Genomic DNA, 25,882 nt, shown 5'->3' with positions numbered 1-25,882 from the left:
TGTAGTACAAACAATAAATGTTGTACTACAATTTAGATCACAAAAACTACAAATGGTAAAAGGGATGTTATTTGGACGGTAAAAAGAGACATAAAAAAACCCGCGCTTAGCGCGGGTTGTAACCTGACGAAGCGGACTTAATTCAGCGCAAACTTCTCAATGGCATACGCGACGCCATCTTCGAGGTTAGATTTGGTCACGAAGTTGGCGATTTCTTTGACTGATGGAATAGCGTTGTCCATGGCAACGCCCACACCTGCGTATTCAATCATCGCGATGTCGTTTTCCTGATCGCCAATAGCCATCACCTCTTCGGCTTTAATTCCTAACGCGTCGGCCAGCGATTTTACGCCAGTACCTTTATTGACGCGTTTATCGAGAATTTCGAGGAAATACGGCGCACTTTTCAGTACGGTGTACTTCTCTTTAACTTCTGCTGGGATGCGCGAGATGGCTTTATCGAGGATCTCCGGTTCGTCAATCATCATCACTTTCAGGAACTGGGTTGCGGGATCCATTTTCTCGGCTTCACAGAACACCAGCGGGATGGTCGCGACAAACGATTCATGCACCGTGTAGTAGCTGATATCGCGATTAGCGGTATACAGCGTGTTGCGATCGAGAGCGTGGAAATGCGAGCCGACTTCCCGGGAAAGTTGCTCCAGATAGCGATAATCGTCATAGCTTAGCGCAGTTTGCGCTACGGTACTGCCATCCCCGGCTTTCTGCACCAGCGCTCCATTGTAGGTAATGCAGTAGTCACCGGGCTGTTCCATATGTAGTTCTTTCAGATAGCTGTGGACGCCGGCATAGGGGCGCCCCGTGGTCAGCACCACATTTACGCCACGCGCTCGCGCTGCGGCAATCGCCGTTTTGACCGCAGGTGAAATGGTGTGATCGGGCAGCAGAAGTGTGCCATCCATGTCGATAGCAATAAGTTTGATAGCCATGAGTTCCCCGGATTAAATGAGTCCATCCTCATGCTAACGCGATTCCGCTCAAAAAACAGCTACGAAAAGGGGCTGAATAACGACAAAGCAATCCTCATTACCGTTTACGCACACGCGTTAACCGACAAAGTTAATCATTAACATTGTGTATGATTATTAAAATTAAATCGACAATAGATATTAAATCACAAACTCCGCCAACTTCCAGACAATAGACACGTTAACATTTTATTTTAAATAAAACGGTATCAGTAGATAAACCATCACAAACTTCAATATTAAAAATCTATTATTTAATGTTTTTTATTCACAATAATTATGCATATTCCATTGCTTTCACATAATAATTATTTTTCCTTTCAGGAGTCATGAATAACACGATGAAAAACAAGGAAAAAACAACATATCACATTCATTTTTTTATACACAAAATATTTTGTGTATTTCTTTGCTTCATGTAAGTGTGAATTTCCTCACGGAAATTAATATCATTTTTGAGTCTTATGCATACAAAACAGCGTTTCATTTTTATAGATTCACTGTTTCTTAAAATCATTAACTGTATACATGAGACCAACAATGAAAATTAAGAATTTGCGATGGTATATCATCGTCCTTGTGATGCTGGGCACCATTACCAACTATCTCGCAAGAAGCACCCTCGGGGTAGCTGCTCCTGAGATGATGAAAACATTAGGGCTGTCGAGCGAGCAGTATTCCTGGATTGTCTCTGTCTTCCCCTTCACTTATGCGATTGGCGGCATCGCATGCGGCTTTATTATCGATAAATTCGGTTTGCGATTAAGTTTTGCTCTACTGGCGGCCCTGTGGTCAATCTTTAATATGCTCACAGGCCTATGTAGCACCTGGTTGCCAATGGCATGGCTGCGCGGTGGTTTAGGGTTAACGGAGGCCGCCTTTAACCCGGCGGGTATGAAAGTTACCGCCGAGTGGTTTCCAGCAAAGGAAAGAGGATTAGCCTGTGGCGTTTATAGTCTGGGAACCTCCGTCGGTGCGATGCTGGCGCCGCCGTTAGTCGTGTGGGCGATCGTTAATTACAACTGGGAAATGTCATTTGTCGTTACTGGTGCAATAGGAATTGTATGGGCGGTAATCTGGTACATTTTCTATCGCTCACCAGAACAACATCCTGCACTGATCAAAGCGGAACATGATGCAGTCCTTGCCGACCAAATCGAAGTGGTAAAAGAAAAAGCGACGCTTCGTTCTATTATCACTAACCGCAATTTATGGGCTATCTCATTACCCCGCTTTATGGCCGATCCTGCATGGGGAACGCTGCATTACTGGATGCCGCTGTATCTTGTCACCGTTCGCCATATGGATATGGCACATATCGCAATGTTCGCCTGGCTCCCCTTTCTGACGGCTGATTTCGGCTGTATCTTTGCGGGTTATCTGTCTCGCATACTGGTTAATCGAGGTTTCTGTGTACTGAATGCAAAACGGATCACCTTCACGTTCGCCTCTATTTTGATGTTATCGATGGCAGCCGTTGGCTTTGTTACCGATGTTTATATTGCGATTGCCCTATTCTGTGTTGCGGGCTTCGCCCACCAGTGCCTGTCTATCACGGTCATCAGTATGTCTTCCGATCTGTTTCCTAAACAGGAAGTAGGGACTGCAACAGGCTTTGCCGCATTTACCGGTAGTATGGGTAATTTCTTATTTGGTTTGTTCCTCGGCGCCATGGTTACTGTTATCGGTTATAACGCCTTTTTCGTAGGATTGGGCGTTTTCGATTTAATCGGCGCACTTTTCCTGTGGACCCTAATAAAAACACCTAAAAAAACCACACAAGCCATCACGGCATAAATTATCGGCAAGGAAAACTTTTTATGAAAAAAACAGCTTTATTGCTGGCGGCTTGCTGCTGCCCTATCGTCGGCCACGCCATGACATTTGATATGCGTGGCGGCTATAAAGAGGCCAGCCATAGTTACGAGTCTCGCTTTAAAATGAGCCAAAGTTTTAAATCCGGTTACTGGCTGAGTATGGAAACCGATAATAAGCAAGGTAACGATAACCTCGATCAATCCACGATCAGTTACAATGAAATTGAAGGGAACTATAAATATAAACTAAGCCCAATGGTGGCAATACAGCCGGGGATAGTTTATCACTGGAGCACCGATGGCGCACAAGTTCGCCCTTACGTCAAAATAATCTGGAATATGACTGATACGGTCTACTCTGGAGTTCGTTTTCGTTATGACTGGAATCAGTATGACTCAAAAGATCTTTCGGGTACTCAGGATAAAGGAAGCGTTGAACGACTGGATTTATATCTCGGCTGGCAGAATGAATACTTTAGTATTCAGGATAACCCCGTGTTCTATCGCTATGTGAATGATTTCCATTATAACAATGGCAAGAAAAGTGCCTATGAAAATGATCTGGTCATTAAATATAAACTCAACAAAACATTTCAACCTTATGTTGAGTGGGATTATATGGAGCAACAAGGAAAATATAATAGTGAGTCAGGATTAACAGAAAACCGCTTCCGCATCGGATTAACCATCAACTTCGAATAAACAGGCTAAAAAAGATGAAATGTAAAATACATTTTCTGGCATTAATTGTCAGCGGGGTTTTCTGTTCACAAAATACTATCCTGGCCGCTCAACATGACCCTTGCCTGACTTATGATTGTGAACAAATGTTGAGCATCAAGCAAAGCATTAGTCAACACGATGTCCAATACACACCAGCCTGGCAAGCACTGTTGCAACAGGCTGACATGGCGCTCACTCATTCCGTGTATTCGGTCATGGACAAAACCTTAACGCCGGTTTCTGGAAATAAACATGACTACTACAGCTTTGGTCCCTACTGGTGGCCAAATCCTGATAGTAAAAATGGCATGCCCTATATCCGTAAAGATGGACAAATAAACCCGGATTCTAAAACGAACGGTACCGACAGTAAGCGCATGGTGCAATTCTCCGATGATGTTCGGGCGCTGGCGCTGGCGTGGTTTTACAGTGGCGAGGATAAATATGCGAAAAAAGCGCAGCAATTGTTACAGGCCTGGTTTCTCGACAGTAAAACCCGAATGAACCCTAACTTAAACTATGCACAGGCGATCCCCGGAAAAGTCGACGGACGTGGAATTGGGATTATCGATACCCGCGTTTTGATCGATGTGGCTGACAGCATTGTTTTGCTGGAAAACTCGGGTCATATCCCCTCGCAGGCGCTGAAAGGGTATAAAAAATGGTATGCAGACTATACACAATGGTTGTTAACGAGTCACAACGGCTTTGAAGAGTCGAACTGGTATAACAATCACGGCGCATGGTATGACGCGCAGGTTACAGCATTTTCTCTGTTTACCGATCAACAGCAGCAAGCATCACGGCAGGTGGAAATTTTCAAATTGCGCCACCTGATTTCTCAGGTAAACGCTGCCGGGGAAATCACATCTGAAACCGAGCGCACACGCTCGTTCCATTACACTAATTTTGCACTATCCGCTTATGCACACATGGGACGCTATGGCGAGAAAGCGCAAAATGATGTCTGGGGTTTCGAATTGGATAACCGCACGATGAAAAAAGCCTTTTTGCTAATAAGCGAACAAACCGGCAAGCCGCAGACAGCCTGGGGGCATGAAGATATCCGCTATACGCCTTCTGAAGCAACAGGACCATTACTCGCGGCTGCAAGAGCGTATCAGGATGTGAGCTTCATTAAAAATGCAGCCATTATGACAAAGGAAAACCCTAAGGATATCAATATCCTGATCCCAGGATCGGTGCTGGTGAAATAACGAGGACGATATGAAGCAGTTTACACAAAAGCAAGTACTGCAGGCCCGTGAACTCGCCAGGCCAGAGATGATAAACGCGCTGAGAGCAAGCAACAGCGATGTTATCAATAATCCGGTTCTGGTTCCTGAAACGGGATGCGCGACCTGGAACCACTACTTTTTTTGCCCGGAGCACAGCGTACGTTTAATGTGGGATCGCCATTCGCCAGAAGTGCATCGCTGCCCCGTGGATGGTACAACATTTTCCGGTGAGCCTTATGATGGCGCATGGTGGCGCTGGCTTAATGGCTTAAATGCAAAAGCGTGTTATGAACTGGCGGTACTGTGGTTGCTGACCGATGAGGCCCGTTATCTCAGCAAAGTGCGGGATATTCTGATGCTTTACGCCAGATATTATCCGGATTATCAGGAGCACGGCGGAATTCCCTACAATGGCCCCGGAAAAGCAAATGCACAGACATTATGCGAGGCCAACTGCCATTCCGATTTTGCCAGAGGCTTCGACATTATCCGCAATAAACTCACCGCAGAGGAAGACCTGTATATCGCTGAACGTCTCTTACGTGCGGGAGCAGATTTCCTTATGCAACATCGCTGTAATCAGATCCACAACCATGAAGTCAAAATCAGCGCTGCAATCGGCATTATTGGGGCTGTGCTAGATGATAAAACGTATCTCGAATTTGCGGTTAACAGCCAGTACGGGCTTCGATACCAGTTAGAACATGCCTTAATGCCTGACGGTTTGTGGTTTGAAGGTTCTCTGCATTACCATTTTTACGCGCTGCAGGGATTTTTCGCCTATGAAAAAGTCGCCCGTGGTTCGGACTACAGTTTGCTGGAAACCGCCTGGTATCCAAAAATGTTGAGCGTACCACTGACGCAGTTAATGCCAGATATGACGCTGCCGAAAATTAACGACTGTGTGAACGGCCAGGAAAAACTGACGCATAGCGATATTTATGAGTTTGCCTGGTGGTATTACGACACACCAGAATATGGACAGCTATTAAAACAGATTTACAGCCAGCACCCTCGAAACAGTATTGATGCAGTATTTTACGGGAAAACGCTCCCTTCACAGGCTCTTTTACCACCACAGGAGACGCTGCATACAGCAGAAAGCGGTCTGACGATTATCCGGAATAAACTTGGGCGTGCTATTTGTGTCAAACACACACCTTATGGCGGCGAGCACGATCACTATGATCGACTGGGGTTAACCGTGTTTAATAATGGCCGGGCAATTTTTCCGGACCTTGGTACCACAGGCTACGGCGCACCGCTGCATTACGGTTACTTTAAGAACTCTTTTTCACATAACACACTCTGTATTAATGGGAAAAACCAGGCACCGGCAAATCCCAGCGTGGTGCTATACCGTGAAGAAAATGGCACGGTACAACTGGTTACCGAAGTCGAGTGGCAAAGTATGCCAATGCTCCCTGACAGTAAAACCCGCGTCGAATGGGATGCAGAGGCCTACAAAGACGTGGTTTTTCGTCGAAACATCACCACAAGTAGCGACTTATTAATTGATATTATTACAGTTGATAACCCGCACAATCAGGAGATTAATACCAGTTACCTGATTAATGCTGAACCGCTCTGCACCAGGCACACCGTCACGCTCTTCCCGCACATTATGGCTGTTGATGCCGTTAATCTGGATACCCCCGTAAAATTGCGCTGGCAGTCGCCGGATAAGTTCACGGTTTATTGCTTATCGGCAGGTAATAGCGTGCTCTTCCACGGCAAAGGGCCAAACAATCCCTCAATATCAGAGCTGACGTATCTCACGATGCGTTCAACAGAAAAGCGGGTCATTCATATCACTGTCACCGACTTTTCAGGAGATGATGATATCCAAATAAATATTGAAAATGAGAACCTTATCGTTACGGTGAATAATATAGTCGCTCACTGCATTCCTTTTGGCCGGCAGATTATCTAATCACCTTCAGACAGACCATAAAAAAACGCCTGAACAAATTCAGGCGTTTTCGTCAGGATCGTAATGTTCAAAACGACTTAGATATCGATATTCGCCGCTTTCAGGGCATTCTCTTCGATAAACGCGCGACGCGGTTCAACGGCATCGCCCATCAGCGTGGTGAATAGCTGGTCAGCGGCAATCGCATCTTTCACGGTAACGCGCAGCATGCGACGGCTTTCCGGATCCATGGTAGTTTCCCACAGCTGTTCCGGATTCATCTCGCCCAGACCTTTATAACGCTGGATAGCGAGGCCGCGACGTGATTCTTTCTGCAACCATTCCAACGCCTGCTCGAAGCTGGCAACCGGCTGACGGCGCTCGCCACGTTCGATAAACGCATCGTCTTCGATAAGACCGCGCAGCTTCTCGCCGAGCGTACAAATACGACGATATTCGCCACCGGTCACAAATTCATGCTCCAGCGGATAATCGGTATCAACGCCGTGGGTACGCACGCGGATCACCGGCTCGAACAGGTTCAGTTCAGCGTCTTTACGCACAAAGCTGTTCCAGGTGCTGCCGTGAACTTCGTTTTCATTCAGCACGTTAACCAGCTGGGACACCCAGGTAGTGACTTTCGCTTCATCAGCGAGATCGGCTTCAGCCAGCGTCGGTTGATAAACCAGTTCTTTCAACAGCGCTTTCGGGAAACGACGTTCCATACGGCCAATCATTTTCTGGGTCGCGTTGTATTCAGAAACCAGTTTTTCCAGTGCATCACCCGCCAGCGCCGGAGCGTGGGCATTGGTGTGCAGCGTGGCACCATCAAGGGCGATAGAGATCTGGTACTGATCCATCGCTTCATCGTCTTTGATGTACTGTTCCTGCTTGCCTTTCTTCACTTTGTACAGCGGTGGCTGTGCAATGTAAACGTGGCCGCGCTCAACGATTTCCGGCATCTGACGATAGAAGAAGGTCAACAGCAGCGTACGGATGTGCGAACCATCGACGTCCGCATCGGTCATGATGATGATGCTGTGATAACGCAGTTTGTCCGGGTTGTACTCGTCGCGACCGATGCCGCAACCCAGCGCGGTGATCAGCGTCGCCACTTCCTGAGAAGAGAGCATCTTGTCGAAGCGCGCCTTCTCAACGTTAAGAATTTTACCCTTAAGCGGCAGAATCGCCTGGTTCTTACGGTTACGCCCCTGCTTCGCAGAGCCGCCCGCTGAGTCCCCTTCCACCAGGTACAGTTCAGAGTGAGCCGGGTCGCGTTCCTGACAGTCCGCCAGCTTGCCCGGCAGACCCGCTAAGTCCAGCGCACCTTTACGGCGGGTCATTTCACGCGCGCGACGAGCAGCTTCACGAGCACGCGCAGCATCAATGATTTTGCCGACGACGATTTTCGCGTCAGACGGGTTTTCCAGCAGGTATTCGCTCAGCAGTTCGTTCATCTGCTGTTCTACCGCCGATTTCACCTCAGAAGAGACCAGCTTGTCTTTGGTCTGAGAGGAGAATTTCGGATCCGGCACCTTCACGGAAACAACGGCAATCAGGCCTTCACGGGCATCGTCACCGGTGGCACTGACTTTGGCTTTTTTGCTGTAGCCTTCTTTGTCCATGTAGGCGTTCAGGGTACGGGTCATCGCCGCACGGAAACCTGCAAGGTGAGTACCGCCGTCACGCTGCGGAATGTTGTTGGTGAAGCAGTAGATGTTTTCCTGGAAACCATCGTTCCACTGCAGCGCAACTTCAACGCCGATACCGTCTTTTTCAGTGGAGAAGTAGAAGATATTCGGATGGATCGGCGTTTTGTTTTTGTTGAGGTATTCAACAAACGCCTTGATGCCGCCTTCGTAGTGGAAATGGTCTTCTTTGCCGTCGCGCTTGTCGCGCAGACGAATAGACACGCCGGAGTTCAGGAATGACAGCTCGCGCAGACGCTTAGCCAGAATGTCGTATTCGAACTCAACGACGTTGGTAAAGGTTTCGTGGCTTGGCCAGAAACGTACCTGAGTCCCCGTCACTTCGGTTTCGCCAGTGACCGCCAGCGGCGCCTGCGGCACACCGTGCATGTAAGTTTGCTGATGCACTTTGCCTTCACGACGAATCACCAGCTCCAGTTTCTGCGACAGGGCGTTAACGACGGAAACACCTACGCCGTGCAGACCACCGGAAACTTTATAGGAGTTATCATCAAATTTACCGCCTGCGTGCAGAACGGTCATGATAACCTCCGCCGCCGAAACGCCCTCTTCCGGGTGAATACCGGTTGGGATACCACGGCCATCATCGGTAACGGACACGGAGTTATCAGCGTGAATCGTTACCACGATATCTTTACAGTGACCCGCGAGCGCTTCGTCGATAGCGTTATCTACCACCTCGAATACCATGTGGTGCAGACCGGTGCCGTCATCCGTGTCGCCGATATACATACCCGGGCGCTTACGCACCGCATCCAGTCCTTTCAGGACTTTGATACTGGAGGAGTCATAAGAATTCGACATCAACGTTTCTCGCTCATTTTATCTTGGGTTAATCCGTTATTTTACCCTTTTCCACGGTAAACATCTTCGAATTTTCATCGGACATGTCTATAACGTGTTCAGCGCTGATTGCGCTGACAAAGACTTGAGATTGCGTAGCTTTTAAGCGGCTGGCCAGCAGCCCACGACGCGCATCATCCAGTTCAGAGGCAAAATCATCTATCAGGTACAGGCAGCGCCGTCCGCTTTCGCGGGTCAGGAACTCCCCTTGCGCCAGACGTAAGGCGCACATCAGCAGCTTGAGCTGCCCACGCGACAACGTGTCTTCCACCGGCGCGCCGTCGGCACGAATGCGAAAATCCGCCTTATGCGGACCGTGCGCGGTGTAGGTCAACATGCGATCGCGTTCAAAACTGCGTTCCAGCACTTCGGCGTAATCTGTCTCTTTCTCCCAGCCGCGCTGGAATGAGAAGGAGAGAGAGAACTCGGGAAGAAACTGCTGGCAGGTATCCGCCATATCTTGCGCGATACCGGCGCTGTACTCCGCGCGCCAGGCGCTGATTTGTTCCGCCAACGGGATCAGTTCTTTATCCCACGGGCGCAGTTGTTCATAACGACTTACCTGGCGCAGTGCCGCATTGCGCTGCTTGAGCAGCCGCTTCAGATTGCTCCAGGCAGTGAAAAAGCCGGCTTCATTGTGAAAGCATCCCCAGTCAAGGAATGCTCTTCTGTATTTGGGGCCGCCATTGAGTAAAGTAAACCCTTCAGGCGTTATCAGTTGCATCGGCATCAGGTGCGCCAGCTCGGCGACCTTGTGCCCGTCAGTGCCGTCAATGCGCACTTTGCTGTCGCCCAGTTTGTCTTTCGTCAGACCAATCGACGTCTCACGCTCATCACCCTGCAAACGCCCGTGTAAAACAAACGATTCTTGTTCGTGGCGAATCACGCGGCCAATTTGCAAACTACGAAACGCCCGGCCGTGGCCGAGCGTATAGATAGCTTCCAGCACGCTGGTTTTGCCGCTGCCGTTAGCGCCTACCAGGAAGTTAAAGCCGGGAGATAAAGCGAGATCCGCATTTTCAATATTGCGGAAATCTTTAATCAGGAGTCGGGATAGCGACATATCAACTCATAACCAGGGCGTTATCGTCGCAGTTAGTCTGGTTACGGCCAGCGCACAGCAACCGGAGCGTACTGAAGTACGTGAGGATTGCGAGCACTGCCCGGAGCCAGAATAACAAGTAAGATAGCCCGATATTCTTTACAAGCGCATAGGCATGACGACATAGGCTGCAGATTGTGACGCTGCATCTTCAATCTGTACGCTCGATACGGAATCGGTCAGCAGAATACGCACATTCTCGCACTTCAGCGCGTTCAGAACGTCCAGCACGTAGCTAACGTTAAACCCGATTTCCAGTTCAGTACCCGGATAGGAGACATCCAGAATTTCTTCGGCTTCTTCCTGCTCCGGGTTATTAGCGGTGATTTTCAGCTGGTTTTCGCTGACATACAGACGCACGCCGCGGAATTTCTCGTTAGAGAGGATCGCCGCACGAGCAAACGCCTGCTTGAGGATATCGCAACCGGCTTCCAGATGTTTGTCCGGATTCTTCGGCAGTACGCGGCGATAATCCGGGAAACGACCGTCAACCAGCTTGGAGGTAAAAATGAAATCCCCCACGTGCGCACGAATATTGTTGCTGCCAATCTGGACGCGCAGCGGGTTGTCACCGCCGTCAAGCATACGCATCAGTTCAATCACACCTTTACGCGGTACGATCACCGAATGGCTGGGCAATGGCTGACCGACAGGCATTGAACAGACTGCCAGGCGGTGACCGTCGGTCGCCACGGTACGCAGCTCTTCCCCTTCGGTTTCAAACAACATACCGTTTAAGTAATACCGCACGTCCTGATGCGCCATTGAGAACTGCGTAGCTTCAATCAGACGCTTCATCGTCGCCTGTGGCAGCGTGAATTCGACTTCGCTCTGCCAGTCGTCCAGATTAGGGAAGTCGGCGGCAGGCAGCGTGGACAGCGAGAAACGGCTGCGGCCAGAACGCACCAGCATACGATCGCCTTCCAGTTGAACGGCAATTTCCGCGCCTTCCGGCAACCCGCGGCAAATATCGAAGAATTTACGCGCCGGAACGGTGGTTGCACCAGGCTCATGAGGCTGGATCAGCGCCACGCGCGCCACCATCTCCATTTCGAGATCGGTACCGGTCAGAGAAAGCGCGCCGTCAGCAACCTGCAGCAGCAAGTTTCCGAGGATCGGCAGTGTAGGACGTCCACCCAGCGGGCCGCTGACCTGCTGAAGCGGTTTTAATAAATGTTCACGTTCAACGGTAAATTTCATAGCGTCACGAAGATAATGTTCTGATTAAATTGGAGAAATCTTCTTTAATATCATGGCTTTCTTCACGCAACTGCTCAATCTTACGGCAGGCATGAAGCACGGTAGTATGGTCGCGCCCACCAAACGCATCGCCAATTTCCGGCAGACTGTGGTTAGTGAGCTCTTTTGCCAGCGCCATCGCCATCTGGCGCGGACGAGCTACCGAGCGAGATCGACGCTTAGAAAGCAGATCCGCAATTTTGATTTTGTAATACTCCGCCACCGTCTTTTGAATATTGTCGATGGTGACCAGCTTTTCCTGCAAAGCCAGCAGATCGCGCAGCGCTTCACGCACGAAATCGATAGTAATCGCCCGGCCAGTAAAGTTAGCGTTGGCGATCACGCGGTTCAGTGCGCCTTCCAGTTCACGCACGTTAGAGCGTAGACGCTTGGCGATAAAGAATGCCACTTCACCCGGCAGACGAATGTCGTTTTCGTCTGCCTTTTTCATCAGGATCGCGACGCGTGTTTCCAGTTCAGGCGGTTCGATCGCGACAGTCAGTCCCCAGCCGAAGCGGGATTTCAGACGATCTTCAACGCCATTGATCTCCTTCGGATAGCGATCCGAGGTCAGGATGATCTGCTGATTACCTTCCAGCAAGGCGTTGAAGGTGTGGAAAAACTCTTCCTGCGATCGTTCTTTATTGGCAAAGAATTGGATATCGTCAATCAGCAGCGCGTCAACGGAACGGTAGTAGCGTTTAAACTCTTCGATCGCATTGTTTTGCAGGGCTTTAACCATGTCCTGCACAAAACGCTCGGAGTGCATATACACCACTTTGGCGTTTGGCTTACGCGCCATAATGCCGTTACCGACAGCGTGCAACAGGTGAGTTTTACCCAGACCCGTACCGCCATAAAGGAATAACGGATTGTAGGCGCCCCCTGGATTGTCCGCCACCTGACGTGCCGCCGCGCGCGCCAGTTGGTTAGATTTACCTTCAACGAAGTTATCAAACGTGTGTTTGACGTTGACGTTAGAACGATAGGTAGGTTCAGCCGGAGCCGGGACGTTATCCCAGCCAGAACGCGCTGCCGGAGCGGCACGTTGCGGTTGCACTTGCTGGGTCACGTGGGCGGGCGCCACAACGTTGTTGACCGGCGTTTTCAGCGTTTGCGTGACGGGTTTAGTACCGACTTCAAAGCGCAGCTGTGGGGCATCCGCTCCGCAGAAATTATTGAGTAATCCATTAATATTATTGAGGTATTTATCCCTTACCCAATCGAGCACGAAACGGTTTGGCGCATACAAAGCCAGCGTGTTATCGCTCAATTCCGCCTGCAACGGGCGTATCCACATACTGAATTCTGTGGCTGGTAACTCATCCTGCAATCGGGCAAGACACTGCTGCCAAAGCGAAAGTGACACGGCGGACTCCACTCGAACAAAAGTCGATAAATGACAAAGGCTGAAACATTCATGATTGTTGACGCACACCGACAAGACCCTATGCAAAGGGTGACGTGCGAATTGCTATCTGCAATTTTTACCCGATCAGGATCCATGGAAACGATCGGGACCGCGGATCATAGCGTAAACTGAGAAAGAGATCTTCTGTTTCTCACAGATTCTTCCCGATTTATCCACAGGATGATCCAGAATCGGCTAAGTGTAAACGATCCTGGAGAAGTGCTGCAGGTTTTAGCGCGCATATTGAAAAAATTAATGAGTAAAGATGCTTTACTGCTTAAACGATCTAATAAAGATCCCGGGCGATCCTTGCGCTTTATCCACCAGCCCGTATAATTCTTACCCCCAGCGAGTAACGGTCGCCTAACGGCGTCAACGCTGCCTGTTTTTTACGCGAAACCGTGCGGAAAAAAGCGGGAAATAAGGAAAGAGAATTGACTCCGGAGTGTACAATTATTACAATCCGGCCTCTTTAATCACCCACACTGTGGCGTAAGTCGTTCGAAATTCGTTCGGGTATACGCAAAAGTCAGTGAATTTATTCAAGTTTAGGTAGAAATCGCCATGAAACGCACTTTTCAACCGTCTGTACTGAAGCGCAACCGTTCTCACGGCTTCCGTGCTCGTATGGCTAATAAAAATGGTCGTCAGGTTCTGGCACGTCGTCGTGCTAAAGGCCGTTCTCGTCTGACCGTTTCTAAGTAATAAAAGCTAGCCCCTGAGTGGTTAAGCTCGCATTTCCCAGGGAGTTACGTTTGTTAACTCCCACTCATTTCACATTCGTCTTCCAGCAGCCACAACGGGCTGGCACGCCGCAAATCACCATCCTCGGCCGCCTGAATTCGCTGGGGCATCCCCGTATCGGTCTTACTGTCGCCAAGAAAAATGTTAAACGTGCGCATGAACGCAATCGGATTAAACGTCTGACGCGTGAAAGCTTCCGTTTACGTCAGCACGAACTTCCAGCAATGGATTTCGTGGTGGTGGCGAAAAAAGGGGTTGCTGACCTCGATAACCGTGCTCTCTCGGAAGCGTTGGAAAAATTATGGCGTCGCCATTGTCGCCTGGCTCGCGGGTCCTGATAGCCCTCATTCGGGTCTATCAACGCCTGATCAGTCCGCTGCTTGGGCCGCATTGCCGTTTCACTCCAACCTGTTCGAGCTACGGAATTGAGGCATTGCGCAGGTTTGGAGTGATAAAAGGCAGTTGGTTGACGGTGAAACGCGTATTAAAATGCCACCCTTTACACCCTGGTGGTGACGATCCCGTCCCGCCCGGACCATTTGATACCAGAGAACACTAACGATGGATTCGCAACGCAATCTTTTAGTCATCGCTTTGCTGTTCGTGTCTTTCATGATCTGGCAAGCCTGGGAGCAGGATAAAAACCCGCAACCTCAGGCCCAACAGACCACGCAGACAACGACCACCGCAGCGGGTAGCGCCGCAGACCAAGGCGTACCGGCCAGTGGCCAGGGGAAACTGATTACGGTTAAAACTGACGTGCTTGATCTGACCATCAACACCCGTGGTGGTGATGTGGAACAGGCTTCGCTGCCAGCTTACCCGAAAGAACTTGGTTCTACCGAACCGTTCCAGTTACTGGAAACCACGCCACAGTTCATCTACCAAGCACAGAGTGGCCTGACAGGTCGTGACGGCCCGGATAACCCGGCAAACGGCCCGCGTCCGCTGTACAACGTCGAAAAAGACGCGTTTGTACTGGCTGACGGTCAGAACGAACTGCAGATCCCGATGACCTATACTGACGCAGCGGGTAACACGTTCACCAAGACGTTTGTACTCAAGCGTGGTGAGTATGCTGTCAACGTTAACTACAGTGTGCAGAACGCCGGCGAAAAACCGCTGGAAGTCTCCACCTTTGGTCAGTTGAAGCAATCCATCAATCTGCCATCTCATCGCGACACCGGTAGCAGCAACTTTGCGCTGCACACCTTCCGTGGTGCGGCGTACTCCACGCCGGATGAGAAGTATGAGAAATACAAATTCGACACCATTGCTGACAACGAAAACCTGAACGTCAATGCTAAAGACGGCTGGGTTGCAATGCTGCAACAGTATTTTGCCACGGCATGGATTCCGCGTAACGACGGCACCAACAACTTCTACACCGCTAATCTGGGTAACGGCATTGCTGCTATCGGCTATAAAGCACAGCCGGTTCTGGTACAGCCTGGTCAGACTGGCGCGATGACCAGCACCCTGTGGGTCGGCCCGGAAATTCAGGATAAAATGGCGGCCGTTGCACCGCACCTGGATCTGACCGTGGATTACGGCTGGTTGTGGTTCATCTCTCAGCCGCTGTTTAAGCTGCTGAAATGGATCCATAGCTTCCTGGGTAACTGGGGCTTCTCCATCATCGTTATCACCTTTATCGTTCGTGGCATCATGTACCCGCTGACCAAAGCGCAGTACACCTCCATGGCGAAGATGCGTATGCTACAGCCGAAGATTCAGGCTATGCGTGAGCGTCTGGGCGATGACAAACAGCGTCAGAGCCAGGAAATGATGGCCCTGTATAAAGCTGAGAAGGTTAACCCGCTGGGCGGCTGCTTCCCGCTGATCATCCAGATGCCAATCTTCCTGGCGTTGTACTACATGCTGATGGGCTCCGTTGAACTGCGTCATGCGCCGTTCATCCTGTGGATCCATGACCTGTCCGCACAGGACCCGTACTACATCCTGCCGATCCTGATGGGTATCACGATGTTCTTCATCCAGAAGATGTCGCCTACCACTGTGACCGACCCGATGCAGCAGAAGATCATGACCTTCATGCCGGTTATCTTCACCGTGTTCTTCCTGTGGTTCCCGTCAGGTCTGGTGCTGTACTATATCGTCAGCAACCTGGTAACCATTATTCAGCAGCAGCTGATTTACCGTGGTCTGGAGAAGCGTGGTTTGCATAGCCGCGAGAAGAAAAACTCCTGATACTCTTCATTCTTAAAGCCGCAGGTGCGTTGGCTGCATTTGCTTGTCCCAGGAGCTTACGGAAGTCAAGCTCCTGGGGCTCACAAACTTGCCGCCTTCCTGCAACTTGAATTATTTCGAGTATTCACGGTAAAGTTAATGCCAGAGAAGGCGGTCAATAGACCGCCTTTTTTACATTTATAAGAGAACTATCATGAGCCATAACGACACCATCGTCGCTCAGGCCACCCCTCCGGGACGTGGTGGCGTGGGTATCCTGCGTATCTCCGGCCTGAAGGCGCGCGAGGTCGCAGAAACCGTACTAGGGAAACTACCAAAACCGCGTTATGCCGACTATCTGCCGTTTAAAGACGCGGATGGCAGCGCGCTGGATCAGGGGATTGCCCTGTGGTTCCCCGGCCCGAACTCCTTTACCGGTGAAGACGTTTTAGAGCTTCAGGGTCACGGCGGTCCAGTGATTCTTGATCTGCTGCTCAAACGTATTCTGACGATTCCCGGGCTGCGTATCGCCAGACCGGGCGAATTCTCCGAGCGCGCGTTTCTCAATGATAAGCTCGATCTGGCCCAGGCAGAGGCCATTGCTGACCTGATCGATGCCAGCTCAGAGCAAGCCGCTCGCTCGGCGCTGAACTCATTGCAGGGCGCATTTTCCGCACGGGTAAATCATCTTGTGGAAGCGCTCACTCACCTGCGTATCTATGTGGAAGCGGCAATCGACTTCCCGGATGAAGAAATCGACTTCTTATCTGACGGCAAGATTGAAGCGCAGCTCAACAGTGTTATCAGCGATCTCGATGCTGTTCGTGCCGAAGCACGTCAGGGCAGCCTGTTGCGCGAAGGGATGAAAGTGGTGATTGCCGGACGTCCTAACGCCGGGAAATCGAGCCTGCTGAACGCGCTGGCAGGTCGTGAGGCGGCTATTGTGACCGACATTGCGGGGACGACTCGCGACGTATTGCGTGAGCATATTCATATCGACGGTATGCCGCTGCACATCATCGACACTGCGGGCCTGCGCGATGCCAGCGATGAAGTTGAACGCATCGGTATCGAACGTGCGTGGCAGGAAATCGAACAAGCCGACCGTGTGCTGTTTATGGTTGATGGAACCACCACCGACGCCGTGGACCCGGCTGACATCTGGCCAGACTTTATTGCCCGTCTGCCAGCCAAACTGCCAATTACCGTGGTGCGTAACAAAGCGGATATTACCGGTGAGACGCTTGGCCTTAGCGAAGTAAATGGCCACTCACTGGTTCGCCTCTCTGCACGTACTGGTGAAGGCGTTGACGTGTTGCGTAACCATCTCAAACAGAGCATGGGCTTTGAAACTAATATGGAAGGCGGCTTCCTGGCGCGTCGTCGTCACCTGCAAGCGCTGGCTGAAGCGGCGGAGCATCTCGAGCAGGGTAAAGCTCAACTGCTCGGCGCATGGGCCGGAGAACTGCTGGCGGAGGAGCTACGTCTGGCGCAGCAAAACCTCAGTGAAATCACCGGGGAATTTACCTCCGACGATCTGCTGGGACGAATTTTCTCCAGTTTCTGTATTGGTAAGTAATTCTTCAGAAATTGGCCGTTAATGAAAAATCCCGCCAGCACGTTCTCTGGCGGGAACTACATAAATTATCATTTCATCGACAGCAATTTTTCATAGCTGGGATAAATATGCGGGATCTTTTCACTACTGCCATCGGGATAAGTTGCCGTAAGTTTGCCTGGAGCATCTGGAGGTGTCAAAGTAACAACTTTATCGAAATGAATGACTGGCTCAATAAGGATGGTTTGAGTATCCCTAAGCCGAAAACGTCTTCGCCATTTTTCGGGGCCGGTATTTCCACCAAATAATTTCAAACTCGTTGTGTTATCAATATGGTTTGCCACCATAGGGAAAAAATCCGTTTTTAAATCAAGATCTCCACTGACCTCTTTTGCCCTCCCTGTCCCATACCCATCACTGAGGCCATAATCTCCAAAATCAAAGATATAACTGGTCTCAATGACTTCTTTTCCTTTCACCAACGGAATATTATCCGCAATCCTGAAACTTACTCTCAGTGAATTTAGCTGCCACTGGCACGGCCCACCACCATCAATGGCAATACTGGTCTGCCACAGCCCCCCCATTCCCTGCCGGACGAAAGGCTGCGTAAAACCGTTGTATCCCCGCACAGGGTAAGATTCAAAGCTGGAGTTATAGCTTTTATCCATACACTTTTCAGAGCGGTAAAGTACCTGCATCGGCATTAGAGTGATGCCCTCAGGCATCCGGAATGACACGCTGACACGTCGGGCATTATCAGGAGGGGAAAGCGTCTGATCCGTGTTATCTCCGCACCCACAAAGTAGTGCGATAGTTAACACAATGACGTTAATTCTATTAAAATAATTCAACGCTTTCCTCCGTCACCGCCGCGAAACGGGTCAGGGCATTGCGGCCAACTTCATCAGACTCCATGAGTTGCAGGGCTATCGGCAGTAAATCCTGAAGCATCAGAAATTCACGGTTACGCTGGATCTCATCCGGCTGCCCGTTACTGGATGCACTTTTCTCAACCTCATCGCGAAATCGCATCCGCATCTCTTTTCTTCTCATCTTTAGCTCCGGATTTGCCAGTTCAAGCAGTTGATTATGGATGTAGGGCAAATAGCGGTGCGCCATCGAATGACTTTGCGGATCCGTACCTAAACCGTTCAGAGTCGGATTGGTATTTTTTGGAAAGGTCTTTGTCAGACTGAGCGGAGTGAGGCACTGGATGAACGTTTCCTGATGCTCACCGCTAGATTTCAGACATTCATCATTCAGAGAAGGAACCAGATATAGTTTTACGCCCACAAAATGGCGTGTGTAGATCTGTCCGTCGAGAAGGCTTTTGTGGTTCTGGCTGGCAACCCGCATTGAACACTGCTCTGCCCGGAAAAAAATCACCGTTTTACCGTGATGCCAGTATGGATCTTTTTTCTCTACAAGCCCCACAGATTGATACGCTAGATCCCGCACAGCGCCCCCAAGACCGGCAGTCGTCGTCAGTGACCAGTCAAACCCCAGCTTATCCCCTAATGGTCCCCATTTCTCATAAAACGCATTATCCAGATCGGCATCCGGAGGGATTTGCGTGATTGAGTCATTGTCGTTGACGTGCCGGTAATGGGGAATGCTACCCAAAAAAGATATTGCCGCACGGGTAAATGTACGCGGCATTCCGTAGGTATACAGTATAGGCTGATTGGTTTTCATCTCTGCGGCATATAGCAATGCTAACGCACCGCCTAAGCTATGCCCGCAGATAAAAAGTTTTTTCTCTTTATCTAAAATTGCCTTAACAGAATCTAGCTGTTCCTTAAATTTCCGTTTAGCCAGCTCATAAGCCTCCAGAAATCCCCCATGAACATTTCCCGCCCCAGCCAGTTCCGGCAAACAACGCTTTGGTGCAAATGATAAATCAGTTAGCACATTCAACAGACTATCAGTCCCACACCATGCAACCAGCACATGCGTGCCACATTCCACCGTAAAGAGCCGGGTGTCCCCCTCCGGTTGCTCACTATCTTTCGTGCTCAGATACACTGGTGGGAGATAGCGGTCATGAAAAGGGACATCGACCGCCAGCGTGTGGTACCAGGAAGGAAATTCAGCGAACAGAGGAATGCATGATAGATCCTGACACTTATTCCGGAAGAAATAGTTGATAGTTTTATTATCTTTTTCTGCCGCATAAACCAAGTCAGCCATAATGCCGAGATTCAGTGCGTTGGCGAGGTCATAGTTTTTTGTATCGTGCAGTGCCAATACCCATGCCCGAAATGGACAGATTTCAATAACGTGTCTTTTTTCCAGCAGTTCACAGGGGATCTCCGTCCCCCTCAGGGAGCGATTCGGTGGGAAATGAAATTCCGGAGGCTCCGGTTCATCCCAACCTTCAATCAACGGTAGGCGGTCGCATAACTCCCCGATAGTGACATAGTGATACACATGATTAGCCGCTTCTGTTTTTTCCTGTACATTTGAGCGCCAGATATTGTCACGGATGCCCGACCAGAACATATTTTTACTCTCTGGCTGGCTGTTAGGATTACGTCTGACACCCAGTGGCCGCAGTGTCATCACATCAGCCAGTTGCTGCCCATCCGTCTTAACATCTACAGTTATCCAGTAAAGATCATCAAACCGGACCAATCCTTGATTGTCGGTAACGCCCGCTGGAGGGTTGGGAGGAGGTGTTGAGTTGTAGCTATTTTCACGCTGATGCCATACTGATGATGTCAGCGGACGATATTCCAGCCTGACATTAAGCCCGCATACAGGAATGTTATTCTCATCGACAAACTGCAGTTCAAGCCAGTATTTATGCGGCTCACCACGGCAATAAACGATTTTTCCTTTCGGTTTTATACTCGTAACGCAGGTATTATCACCAATAATTTCCATGTCAATCCCTTGCATTTTGTATTGCTATTTTTAACCCATCTTATCTCGTACATTTATTAACCAATATAAATACATTCCGAATCAACAATGGATTTCCTCTTAGGAAATCACGGTTGTCCAAATGGCAACTCGCACAGACAACCCTCTCCCCGTATTCTTAGCGCCACTTTCCTCATGAGGTCGCTATGACACGCTTTCTAATCTGCAGTTTTGCCCTGGTTCTGCTTTATCCCGCTGGAATTGATATGTATCTGGTGGGGCTGCCCCGTATTGCGGCCGATTTACAGGCCAGCGAGGCGCAACTGCATATCGCGTTTTCGGTATATCTGGCGGGAATGGCAACGGCGATGCTATTCGCCGGTAAAATTGCCGACCAGTCAGGACGCAAACCCGTCGCCATTGCGGGTGCTCTCATTTTTATTGTCGCCTCCTCGCTATGTTCGTTCGCCGAGAGCGGTACGCCGTTTCTTGTTGGCCGCTTTATTCAGGGTGTAGGCGCAGGCTGCTGCTATGTGGTGGCTTTCGCCATTCTGCGCGATACGCTCGACGATCGCCGCCGGGCGAAGGTGCTGTCGCTGTTAAACGGTATCACCTGCATCGTGCCGGTGCTGGCGCCGGTGATGGGGCATTTGATTATGCTGAAATACCCGTGGCAGAGCCTGTTCTACACGATGATCGGCATGGGAGTAGTCGTTTGTCTGCTGTCGGTGTTTGTCCTGCGAGAATCGCGCCCAGCGACGCTTATGGCGACGATGGAAAAGAACCACACAACCGAATCACTGGTGAACCGTTTTTTCCTGAGCCGTCTGGCCATTACCACCCTCAGCGTGTCGGTGATCCTGACCTTTGTGAATACGTCTCCTGTTCTGCTGATGGAAGTGATGGGCTTCGACCGCGGCGAGTACGCCACTACCATGGCCATTACCGCTGGCGTCAGTATGGCGGTCTCTTTCTCTACACCATTCGCCCTGAGCGTGTTTAAGCCTCGCGTTCTGATGCTGACCTCACAGGTACTCTTCCTGTCTGCGGGAGTGGTGTTAACCCTGGCCAGCACGCACATGATCACGCTGTTTGGGCTGACCTTAATCTGCGCCGGGTTCTCGGTCGGCTTCGGCGTCGCCATGAGCCAGGCGCTGGGGCCGTTCTCGCTGCGTGCGGGGGTGGCAAGCTCGGCGTTAGGCATAGCTCAGGTTTGCGGTTCCTCGCTGTGGATTTGGCTGGCAGCGGTGCTCGGCCTTGATGCGCTGAATATGCTGATCGGGATTCTGATTGGCTGTAGCATAGTGAGTATCATGCTGATTATCACTGTTGCCCCAAACCGGTCCGCGCTCACTCATGAAGAAATCCCTCAGCAGTCTCGATCTTAATTTATTGCTCTGCCTGCAGCTCCTGATGCAGGAGCGCAGCGTCACCAAAACCGCCAAACGAATGAACGTCACGCCGTCGGCGGTCAGCAAGTCGTTGTCGAAGCTGCGAACCTGGTTTGACGATCCGCTGTTTGTGAACACCCCCCTTGGGTTAACGCCAACGCCGCTGATGGTCAGCATGGAGCAGAACCTGGCGGAATGGATGCAAATGGGCAACCAACTGTTGGATAAGCCACACCATGAAGCGCCGCGTGGGCTGAAGTTTGATTTGGTAGCCGAAACGCCACTGGTGATGATCATGTTCAATGCGCTCTCCCGGCAGATTTATCAGCGTTATCCTCAGGCGACGATTAAAATACGCAACTGGGACTATGATTCGCTGGATGCAATCATTCGTGGCGAGGTGGATATTGGCTTTACCGGGCGCGAAAGCCATCCGCGTTCGCGTGAGCTGTTAAGTTTGCTGCCGTTGTCGATCGACCATGAAGTCCTGTTTTCCGATCTCCCCTGCGTCTGGCTGCGTGAAGATCATCCGGCATTGCAAGAAGAGTGGAATCTGGACACATTTCTGCGCTATCCGCACATCAGCATTAGCTGGGAGCAAAGCGATACCTGGGCGCTGGATGAAGTCCTGCAAGAAATGGGGCGTGAGCGTAATATCGCGTTATGTCTGCCCGGTTTTGAGCAGTCGCTGTTTATGGCCGCGCAGCCAGATCACGCGCTGATAGCTACAGCCCCGGTCTATTGCCGACGTTATAACCAACTCTACCAGCTCCCGCTCGTGGCGCGACCGATGCCATTTGATGCCGCACAACTGGAAAAAATGCGCGTACCGTTCACTCTTCTTTGGCATAAACGTAACAGTCATAATCCTAAGATCGTCTGGTTGAAAGACACGATCAAGGCGCTTTATCGCGATATGTCCTGACGATCCGCCGCTACGATGTTGCTGTATCGACCACTTTTGCAACAGAAATGTAAATGTCGCGTAATGAATCCCATTTTCGACTACTTTTTAGGCAGTAAAGCCTGCCCGAAAGCCGCGTAAATGTTACTCTGGTGATAATCACGGACCATTAATCACGGAGCGAAAATGGCGACACATTTTGCCAGAGGGATTCTTACGGAGGGACACTTGGTATCAGCTCGCCTCCCTTCTCCATGTCATATCGAAGCAAGAGATCTACCTGCTCATCGCCGGACACGTTTCCTGGCTTCCCGAAGTCTTCTCGCTGAACTGATGTTTATGCTTTACGGCACCAGTACGCTGCCCGAGATTGCTACTCACTCCAAAGGAAAGCCAGTTTTTCGCGATAAGAACCTGCCGGGATTTTCGATTTCTTATGCCGGGAATATCGTCGGCGTTGCGCTAACCACGGAAGGAATATGCGGCCTGGATATGGAGCTTCAGCGGGCGACTCGCGGCTTTCACAATCCGAATTCAGCGGAAACCTGGCGCTTTTCCAACAACGAGAATCTGTGGATAAACAATCAAAACGATCCTAACGAAGCGCGCGCGCAGCTCATTACATTGCGCCAGAGCGTACTCAAACTCACTGGCGATGTATGCAATGACGATCCGCGCGAACTCCAGCTTTTACCCGGCGCTGGACGTCTGAAATGTGCCCATGTTGCACAGATTGAAGCCATTTGCGACGCGGAAGATGTGCTGGTGTGGTCGGTTGCGGTTTCGCCAGCCATTGAAAAACTCAAGGTTTGGGAGTTTGATGGTAAGCAGGACTGGAAAAGTTTGCCTGATATCCAGACTCGCGCCAATGAGCCAACGGGTCGTCTGATCCGGTTCTCGCAATTATGCGCAGCGAAGAGCCATACGCTTTGATTTAACCTTTATGATGAAACAGGAGTCACCATGTCTGAAACAATGAATGTTGTTACGTTACTGGGAAGTCTGCGCAAAGGTTCGTTTAATGGAATGGTTGCCCGTACGCTGCCCAAGATTGCTCCAGCGGGAATGGAAGTGAACGCACTGCCGTCGATTGGTGATATCCCACTGTATGATGCCGATCTCCAGCAAGATGAAGGTTTTCCGGCCAGTGTAGAAGCGCTGGCAGAGCAAATCAGGAAAGCTGACGGTGTCGTCATCGTCACACCAGAATATAACTATTCTGTCCCTGGAGGGCTGAAGAATGCCATCGACTGGCTGTCCCGCCTGCCCGATCAGCCATTAGCCGGCAAGCCGGTGCTGATACAGACCAGCTCCATGGGCGCTATTGGCGGCGCGCGCTGCCAGTATCATCTGCGTCAAATCCTGGTGTTCCTCGACGCGATGGTAATGAACAAGCCGGAATTTATGGGTGGCGTGATTCAGAATAAAGTGGACCCGCAAACAGGTGAAGTGATCGATCAAAGCACGCTGGACCACCTGACCGGCCAGTTGACCGCATTTGGCGACTACATTCAGCGTGTAAAAGCCTGATAACAAAACTTGCCAACTACTCTTAAATAATCCAGTAAGCGCTTATGCATCTGGATTATTTTCTTATTTTATTTGCGTAAATCTGTCTATAAATCACTGTTGTCTGTTTTTTCCCCTTCATTATTGTGCCATAGTGTTACCATCATGGCTGTTGCAATAAAATCAATAAATATATCTAATATTTTTCCGACATTTTGTCTACCGTGAACAATGGATATACCATGGACAGGACATTTTCACATCTAAGGACCGCATTATGTAGCAGTACACAACTGGAGAAATCCATGTATGCCTGCCTACAGTCGATACCTGATTCAATTGTTTGTGATGGTATTTTCTTTAACTATTATCGAAGCGATATTCGCTGTATCCAGTTTTTAGCATTAGCGACGCACAAAACAGCGCGACTGAAACGGGATATCATCCCGATTCCTGAAAATATAGCCAAGCGATTCAATCACTCAGATAACTTCTCTACCCAAGTGATCGATACTCTGAGCCAATGTCCGCTGACTGAATATGTCGTTAATACCTGCTTTCGTAATATCAAATCTCTAATCCTGATGCGTATGCACCTGGATGGTCTACGGCTTGGCGCGATGGGTATATTTAGTCATCGAGCTAATGCTTTTACACCTCAACATGCTGAATTATTCGAATCAGTACGGGGAGAGCTCTCTTTACTGGCCTTTATTGCCCTTTCCCGACATAATCTTTTATTAAATAATACGCCTCCTGCTATTCCCGAGCTATATGCCGCAGAAGAGAGTGAAAAATTTGTCGTCAGTCAAACTAATCTTCCTCTGTTTCAGTTGTATCATTCATTGAATAAGCTGGCAAACAGTGAACTGCCTGTTTTATTACTGGGAGAGAAAGGGGTTGGAAAAAACTCACTCGCTTCCGAGCTTCAGCAACAACGTTCAAAGCGCAGTGGTTATTATGGATTGATGGTGATGCTGCCAACTTACTGATTTAGTGTATGATGGTGTTTTTGAGGTGCTCCAGTGGCTTCCATTTCCATCAGATGTCCTTCCTGCTCCGCTACTGAAGGCGTGGTGCGTAACGGCAAAAGCACTGCCGGACATCAGCGCTATCTCTGCTCTCACTGCCGTAAAACATGGCAACTGCAGTTCACTTACACCGCTTCTCAACCCGGTACGCACCAGAAAATCATTGATATGGCCATGAATGGCGTTGGATGCCGGGCAACAGCCCGCATTATGGGCATTGGCCTCAACACGATTTTACGTCACTTAAAAAACTCAGGCCGCAGTCGGTAACCTCGCGCATACAGCCGGGCAGTGACGTCATCGTCTGCGCGGAAATGGACGAACAGTGGGGCTATGTCGGGGCTAAATCGCGCCAGCGCTGGCTGTTTTACGCGTATGACAGGCTCCGGAAGACGGTTGTTGCGCACGTATTCGGTGAACGCACTATGGCGACGCTGGGGCGTCTTATGAGCCTGCTGTCACCCTTTGACGTGGTGATATGGATGACGGATGGCTGGCCGCTGTATGAATCCCGCCTGAAGGGAAAGCTGCACGTAATCAGCAAGCGATATACGCAGCGAATTGAGCGGCATAACCTGAATCTGAGGCAGCACCTGGCACGGCTGGGACGGAAGTCGCTGTCGTTCTCAAAATCGGTGGAGCTGCATGACAAAGTCATCGGGCATTATCTGAACATAAAACACTATCAATAAGTTGGAGTCATTACC

Annotated in this window: 23 protein-coding genes; 16 read left to right on the top strand and 7 right to left on the bottom strand. The window is 50.1% G+C overall.

All coding sequences use genetic code 11. The features are described from left to right. Positions 1-137: 137 nt before the first annotated feature. The gene (gene yidA / locus OGY15_RS11065) at positions 138-950 is read right to left on the bottom strand and encodes a sugar-phosphatase (protein WP_003023871.1); all 813 of its coding nucleotides are present in this window, start codon (positions 948-950) and stop codon (positions 138-140) included. A 579-nt stretch (positions 951-1,529) separates the two neighbouring features. Here yidA and OGY15_RS11060 point away from each other — a divergent pair. The 4 genes from OGY15_RS11060 to OGY15_RS11045 are packed head-to-tail and all read left to right on the top strand — an operon-like array spanning position 1,530 to position 6,700. Further along, positions 1,530-2,786 (top strand): MFS transporter, encoded by a 1,257-nt coding sequence (locus OGY15_RS11060; protein ID WP_187253925.1) that lies wholly within the window; start codon positions 1,530-1,532, stop codon positions 2,784-2,786. Positions 2,787-2,809: 23 nt separating this feature from the next. Next, positions 2,810-3,508, top strand: a complete 699-nt coding sequence (locus OGY15_RS11055; RefSeq protein ID WP_210904062.1) for an oligogalacturonate-specific porin KdgM family protein — start codon at positions 2,810-2,812, stop codon at positions 3,506-3,508. Positions 3,509-3,522: 14 nt separating this feature from the next. After that, positions 3,523-4,746 (top strand): alginate lyase family protein, encoded by a 1,224-nt coding sequence (locus tag OGY15_RS11050; RefSeq protein WP_286539160.1) that lies wholly within the window; start codon positions 3,523-3,525, stop codon positions 4,744-4,746. A gap of 10 nt (positions 4,747-4,756) precedes the next feature. Beyond that, complete coding sequence (locus tag OGY15_RS11045; protein ID WP_210904060.1) at positions 4,757-6,700, top strand: heparinase II/III domain-containing protein; 1,944 nt, start codon at positions 4,757-4,759, stop codon at positions 6,698-6,700. A gap of 77 nt (positions 6,701-6,777) precedes the next feature. On the opposite strand, the gene gyrB is transcribed toward OGY15_RS11045, so the two are convergent. From gyrB to dnaA, 4 genes are all read right to left on the bottom strand, one after another. Next, the gene (gene gyrB / locus OGY15_RS11040; protein WP_187253929.1) at positions 6,778-9,192 is read right to left on the bottom strand and encodes a DNA topoisomerase (ATP-hydrolyzing) subunit B; all 2,415 of its coding nucleotides are present in this window, start codon (positions 9,190-9,192) and stop codon (positions 6,778-6,780) included. A 28-nt stretch (positions 9,193-9,220) separates the two neighbouring features. Next, a complete protein-coding gene (gene recF, locus OGY15_RS11035; RefSeq protein ID WP_151224039.1) occupies positions 9,221-10,294 on the bottom strand; it encodes a DNA replication/repair protein RecF in 1,074 nt (357 codons plus the stop codon). Between the two features lie 138 nt (positions 10,295-10,432). After that, complete coding sequence (gene dnaN, locus OGY15_RS11030) at positions 10,433-11,533, bottom strand: DNA polymerase III subunit beta (protein WP_005121477.1); 1,101 nt, start codon at positions 11,531-11,533, stop codon at positions 10,433-10,435. Between the two features lie 4 nt (positions 11,534-11,537). Beyond that, complete coding sequence (gene dnaA, locus OGY15_RS11025; RefSeq protein ID WP_003844433.1) at positions 11,538-12,941, bottom strand: chromosomal replication initiator protein DnaA; 1,404 nt, start codon at positions 12,939-12,941, stop codon at positions 11,538-11,540. A 222-nt stretch (positions 12,942-13,163) separates the two neighbouring features. On the opposite strand from dnaA, the gene OGY15_RS24830 reads away from it, so the two are divergent. The 6 genes from OGY15_RS24830 (at position 13,164) to mnmE (ending at position 17,493) form a co-directional block, all read left to right on the top strand. Next, a complete protein-coding gene (locus OGY15_RS24830; RefSeq protein WP_419866962.1) occupies positions 13,164-13,319 on the top strand; it encodes a hypothetical protein in 156 nt (51 codons plus the stop codon). A 228-nt stretch (positions 13,320-13,547) separates the two neighbouring features. After that, on the top strand, positions 13,548-13,688 hold the full coding sequence (gene rpmH, locus OGY15_RS11020) for a 50S ribosomal protein L34 (RefSeq protein WP_003023858.1): 141 nt from the start codon (positions 13,548-13,550) through the stop codon (positions 13,686-13,688). Between the two features lie 17 nt (positions 13,689-13,705). Further along, positions 13,706-14,065, top strand: coding sequence for a ribonuclease P protein component (rnpA, locus tag OGY15_RS11015; RefSeq protein ID WP_003844432.1), 360 nt, complete (start codon positions 13,706-13,708; stop codon positions 14,063-14,065). Beyond that, a complete protein-coding gene (gene yidD, locus OGY15_RS11010) occupies positions 14,029-14,286 on the top strand; it encodes a membrane protein insertion efficiency factor YidD (RefSeq protein ID WP_003023846.1) in 258 nt (85 codons plus the stop codon). The genes rnpA and yidD overlap by 37 nt, the downstream gene beginning before the upstream one ends. Positions 14,287-14,288: 2 nt before the next feature. Then, on the top strand, positions 14,289-15,935 hold the full coding sequence (gene yidC / locus OGY15_RS11005) for a membrane protein insertase YidC (RefSeq protein WP_187253930.1): 1,647 nt from the start codon (positions 14,289-14,291) through the stop codon (positions 15,933-15,935). A gap of 193 nt (positions 15,936-16,128) precedes the next feature. Beyond that, positions 16,129-17,493 carry a tRNA uridine-5-carboxymethylaminomethyl(34) synthesis GTPase MnmE gene (gene mnmE, locus OGY15_RS11000; protein WP_032945460.1) on the top strand — a complete coding sequence of 455 codons (1,365 nt, stop codon included), beginning with the start codon at positions 16,129-16,131 and terminating at the stop codon, positions 17,491-17,493. 68 nt (positions 17,494-17,561) lie between these two features. Here the strand turns inward: mnmE and OGY15_RS10995 are convergent, their stop codons facing one another. Together OGY15_RS10995 and OGY15_RS10990 are read right to left on the bottom strand one after the other, a co-directional pair. Beyond that, positions 17,562-18,143, bottom strand: a complete 582-nt coding sequence (locus OGY15_RS10995; RefSeq protein ID WP_247605087.1) for a hypothetical protein — start codon at positions 18,141-18,143, stop codon at positions 17,562-17,564. A 169-nt stretch (positions 18,144-18,312) separates the two neighbouring features. Beyond that, positions 18,313-20,361 (bottom strand): lipase family protein, encoded by a 2,049-nt coding sequence (locus tag OGY15_RS10990; protein WP_286539152.1) that lies wholly within the window; start codon positions 20,359-20,361, stop codon positions 18,313-18,315. A gap of 185 nt (positions 20,362-20,546) precedes the next feature. Between OGY15_RS10990 and OGY15_RS10985 the strand changes: the two genes are divergently transcribed. The 6 genes from OGY15_RS10985 to OGY15_RS10960 all read left to right on the top strand — a co-directional run bounded on the left by OGY15_RS10985 (position 20,547) and on the right by OGY15_RS10960 (position 25,867). Next, on the top strand, positions 20,547-21,728 hold the full coding sequence (locus OGY15_RS10985) for an MFS transporter (RefSeq protein WP_252838605.1): 1,182 nt from the start codon (positions 20,547-20,549) through the stop codon (positions 21,726-21,728). After that, the gene (gene yidZ / locus OGY15_RS10980; protein ID WP_151217154.1) at positions 21,697-22,656 is read left to right on the top strand and encodes an HTH-type transcriptional regulator YidZ; all 960 of its coding nucleotides are present in this window, start codon (positions 21,697-21,699) and stop codon (positions 22,654-22,656) included. Before OGY15_RS10985 ends, yidZ begins: the two co-directional genes overlap by 32 nt. Positions 22,657-22,821: 165 nt before the next feature. Then, positions 22,822-23,568 carry a 4'-phosphopantetheinyl transferase family protein gene (locus OGY15_RS10975; protein WP_151217156.1) on the top strand — a complete coding sequence of 249 codons (747 nt, stop codon included), beginning with the start codon at positions 22,822-22,824 and terminating at the stop codon, positions 23,566-23,568. A gap of 30 nt (positions 23,569-23,598) precedes the next feature. Continuing rightward, on the top strand, positions 23,599-24,165 hold the full coding sequence (locus OGY15_RS10970) for an NADPH-dependent FMN reductase (protein WP_151217158.1): 567 nt from the start codon (positions 23,599-23,601) through the stop codon (positions 24,163-24,165). Between the two features lie 284 nt (positions 24,166-24,449). After that, on the top strand, positions 24,450-25,136 hold the full coding sequence (locus OGY15_RS10965) for a sigma 54-interacting transcriptional regulator (RefSeq protein WP_286539145.1): 687 nt from the start codon (positions 24,450-24,452) through the stop codon (positions 25,134-25,136). A gap of 33 nt (positions 25,137-25,169) precedes the next feature. After that, positions 25,170-25,867, top strand: a protein-coding gene (locus tag OGY15_RS10960; RefSeq protein ID WP_230138812.1) for an IS1 family transposase whose coding sequence is annotated in 2 segments (ribosomal slippage) — positions 25,170-25,419 and positions 25,419-25,867 — 699 coding nt in all. Because the reading frame shifts where the segments join, the coding sequence is not laid out codon by codon here. Positions 25,868-25,882: the final 15 nt, after the last annotated feature.

This window comes from Citrobacter sp. Cu231, assembly GCF_030332265.1.
GTDB classification, from domain to species: domain Bacteria; phylum Pseudomonadota; class Gammaproteobacteria; order Enterobacterales; family Enterobacteriaceae; genus Citrobacter; species Citrobacter meridianamericanus.
The sequence above is the reverse complement of the archived record's forward strand: the minus strand, read 5'-3'. Positions and strand labels throughout refer to the sequence as shown.